Origin of the sequence: Cupriavidus necator, from assembly GCF_040578825.1 — a bacterium.
Lineage (GTDB): Bacteria > Pseudomonadota > Gammaproteobacteria > Burkholderiales > Burkholderiaceae > Cupriavidus > Cupriavidus necator_E.
Genome location: NZ_JBEFLI010000156.1, coordinates 1 through 3349 on the forward strand (window position 1 = coordinate 1; position 3349 = coordinate 3349).

The following is a 3349-nucleotide window of genomic DNA, read 5'->3' on the forward strand; positions in this document are numbered from 1 at the left end:
TTCGCTTCGAACGTCGAGCCGACATTCACGAAGCGTTCCTCAAACTCGGCTGCTCTCTCGTCTGCTGGAACATCTTCAGGCGCGCTGAGCCGTCTTTTTGAAACAGTCTCTAACTGTACTTGCCTTCGGCGATGCCAATCGTATTATGGAGAACGTCAAGGCGTCGCTATTGCATGCATGAGCTTCCCGAGCAGGACCGGCGTTCCTTGGTGTTCGGTCTTGAGCGCAGTCAGCACCATTCGCGATTCGGCAGGCCAGGTGCGAGTAGCACCTGAGGCTTTGCGCGCCCTTGCCGTTTCCCGGGGCGAGCAAGGACCATATTCTTGTCTGAATCATACTACCTGTGGGCTGAGTTCGCCTCGCTTCGGTAGGGAGAAGAAGAATGAATTATGAAGACCTTGTCGATGATTTAAACGCATCGCTACAGGTAATTTCCGATAGCGGGCGCACAGCAATTTCTCCCGCGGGCATCAGAACGTTCTTATCTGAAGAAAGGGGGTTGATAACGAGCGTGACGGCCCAAGAAGCGCAGCTTCGAGAACAAAACAGGAAGAACCTCATCCTAACGGCCGGGGCCACCGAACCTTCCGACAGTTACAAAGCAGCAATTGAGGCTGGTCAGACTGCAATTAACACAGCAATTTTATTAAATGGAACTGCCGCAGTTGCATTTCTGGTTTTCCTAGGTAACATTTTGATTCGAACCGCCATGCCGAATCTGGGGCTCATGAGTGTTCCGTTGATTTTATTCGCTCTCGGGGTTTTTAGAGGTGCGAGGGCATCGTTTCAACGCTATCGCAGTCAAAACGCCTTCACCGATGTTAACGTCTGGGCATTCACGGGAGAACAGTCTCGGGACGAACGGGATATGCGCTGGCGCCTCTCCAAAGAATTTGAAGTCAAGGCGGTAAGCAATTGCCACGGTTCACTACTCCTATTCCTATGTGGGATAGCTGCGGTTTTCTATGCGCTTGCGCTCTTGCACTCCACTGTGTCTCCGGCCTCAACGTCGCCAGCGCGAAGCCAGTCGGAACCCACAGCTTCTACTACTTGTCGCGAGCGTTGGCGCGAAACTACCGTTGATCCTGGCCATCCGCATTCCTTCGCTCTTGCAGACCCGTTGCACAATTGCGGCGCTCTTAATCCTCAACGATCTCTGCGGTTGGCAGAGGGTGGCAAGAGGTAGCAACGCATCGGACGTGAGCTAACTTGGTATGAAGAAGGTGCCTGTCGAGGCGGCCGGGTCGGCAAGGGGCGAAATGCGCATCGACGATGTAGCCTGGCGTTCCTCAATTGTCAAAGCTACGGAAGCTCAAAATGAAGCGCGTTCTCCCTGCGGCCGACTCTGCGGCGATGCTGCCTCCGTGAGCAGCCATAATGGCTCGCGTGATCGACAATCCCAAGCCCACACTATCTGAATCTCGGTGTACCCGTGATTTGTCTGCCCGGAAGAAGGGGTCAAATATCGACGGCAACAGTTCCTCGCTAATCTCCTCGCCTTCGTTTTCGACGATTACCGTCACCGCGTCGGCATGGTTGACGATCTCCACTAAAATGCTTCCCCGGCATGGAGTGTATCGCAGCGCGTTAGAAAGCAAGTTGTTAAGGGCCTGACGTAGCATCAGGCGATCGGCCTTGATCGTTCCTTCTCCATGGAGCCGCAGGTACACCCCTTTATCCCCCGCAAGAGCGTCGTAGAATTCAAAGAGCGCGAGTACTTCGTCTCCAATATTGAGCACCTCGGCGTTCGGCGCAGTGATGCCGTGCTCAAGCTTCGCGAAATAGAGCATGTCAGACACCATGCGCGCAAGGTGCTGCAGTTCCTCCGCATTAGAAGCCAACACATCCCGGTACTCCGCAGGGTCGCGCGGCTGCGATAGCGCGACTTGGGTCTGAGTCATGAGGTTGGTGATCGGCGTGCGTAACTCGTGGGCGAGGTCCGAAGAGAACTCGGATAGGCGGCGAAAATCGCGCTGCAAGCGTTCCAGCATCGCGTTGAGCGTCGCAGCGACGTCAGCCATCTCTAAGGGTACCGAATCGACTGGCATGCGCTCGTCGAGTTTGTGTGTAGTTACTGCGCGAGCGCGTGAAGCCATGGTGCGCAATGGTGCCAATCCGCGCCAGGCAGACCACCATCCGAACACACCGCTCGCAAGCGCCGCCAAGGCTATGTAAGAGGGTAGGGACTTCCGGAATACATGCATGAGGTGCGCATGGATTTCCGTGTCCATGCCCACAACAACATCCAACGTGCGGGTTTCCAAGCCAGTCGCCTGCACTACCGCTTGCATTCCGCGGTACGTCTTCCCATCCTGCTCCCACAAAAAGGTATTGCGCTCCGGAGACAGCTTTGCGATTGCGTCAAACGCGACACCGATATCGAATCCCTTGCTGACATATACACTGATATGTATGGACCGTGTCAAGTACCAAAGTGTGGGCTCCCCAAAGTTTGACGGGTCAAGGGCGGGCATCAGCCCGGCGTAGCGCACCCTTGACGCGACGTCGGTTTTCCATGCTATGCATTGGTCGTGAGCGCGGCACTTGCGTGCTCACGACCATGCGAGACTGGCTTCCTGGACGGTCGTCAAGAACAGGATGCTTGAGCCAGGACGAGGCGGTTATCCGACGGTTGATCATTCTGATATGCGCGGGTTGGTTACCGCATGACAAACGAAACGTCGGGGAGCTGCCTCAATCTAGAGTCGAGGGTTGTGCTGTTTCCAGTTGCCTCCTAGTGTAAGCGCGAGGGTTCTCCCACCGTTGCCTGGTCCTGGCCTAAGCATCCTGGTATCTGCTCGATCTTCTCATGCCAGCTAAGCTCGGCTGAGGGGGACGACGTGTTTCCCGATGGCCCAGATAAAACCGACAAGCTCGCGAGCAATGGCGGTACAGACCTGGTTCTTGAGCTTGCCGCGTGCCATCAAGTTTCGAAATCGCTGGCACAGCCGTTTTTGCGCCGACCAGGCGATCTCCTGGACTTCGGGGGACGTACGCTCTGCGCGCCGCTGTAGGATCGCGGTCTTGCGTGCGGCATGTCGATAGGTCCACGCTGCTTCGATGAGTACCCGCCGGACATGGCTGTTGCCGGTCTTGGTAATGCCACCGCGGCGTTCGTGCTTGCCGCTGGAGTGTTCGCTGGGCACCAGGCCCAGATGGGCCATCAGCTGGGGCGCGCCGGCAAATCGGGTGAGATCACCGAGTTCCGCGACTACTGTTACAGCGGCGAGCAGACTGATGCCGCGCAGCGCCATCAACGCCTCGATCACCGGCCAGACTGGGCTGGCGTGCGCCGCTGTCTCGACTTCGCGGTCGAGGCTGGCCACGCGCGTGCCGCAGGCCTGCACTG

Annotated in this window: 2 protein-coding genes and 2 pseudogenes; 2 read left to right on the forward strand and 2 right to left on the reverse strand. The window is 56.9% G+C overall.

The window, feature by feature from the left end; translation table 11 throughout:
- Positions 1-101: pseudogene (locus tag AB1I47_RS33505) on the forward strand (IS5/IS1182 family transposase); the annotation flags it as partial.
- 281 nt (positions 102-382) lie between these two features.
- Positions 383-1186 carry a hypothetical protein gene (locus AB1I47_RS33510; RefSeq protein ID WP_354687946.1) on the forward strand — a complete coding sequence of 268 codons (804 nt, stop codon included), beginning with the start codon at positions 383-385 and terminating at the stop codon, positions 1184-1186.
- A 103-nt stretch (positions 1187-1289) separates the two neighbouring features.
- On the opposite strand, the pseudogene AB1I47_RS33515 reads toward AB1I47_RS33510, so the two are convergent.
- Both AB1I47_RS33515 and AB1I47_RS33520 read right to left on the reverse strand, forming a co-directional pair.
- A pseudogene (locus AB1I47_RS33515) lies at positions 1290-2402 on the reverse strand (heavy metal sensor histidine kinase); the annotation flags it as partial.
- A 414-nt stretch (positions 2403-2816) separates the two neighbouring features.
- Positions 2817-3349, reverse strand: a 533-nt coding sequence (locus AB1I47_RS33520) for a transposase (protein WP_354687947.1), incomplete at its 5' end; no start/stop codon positions are given.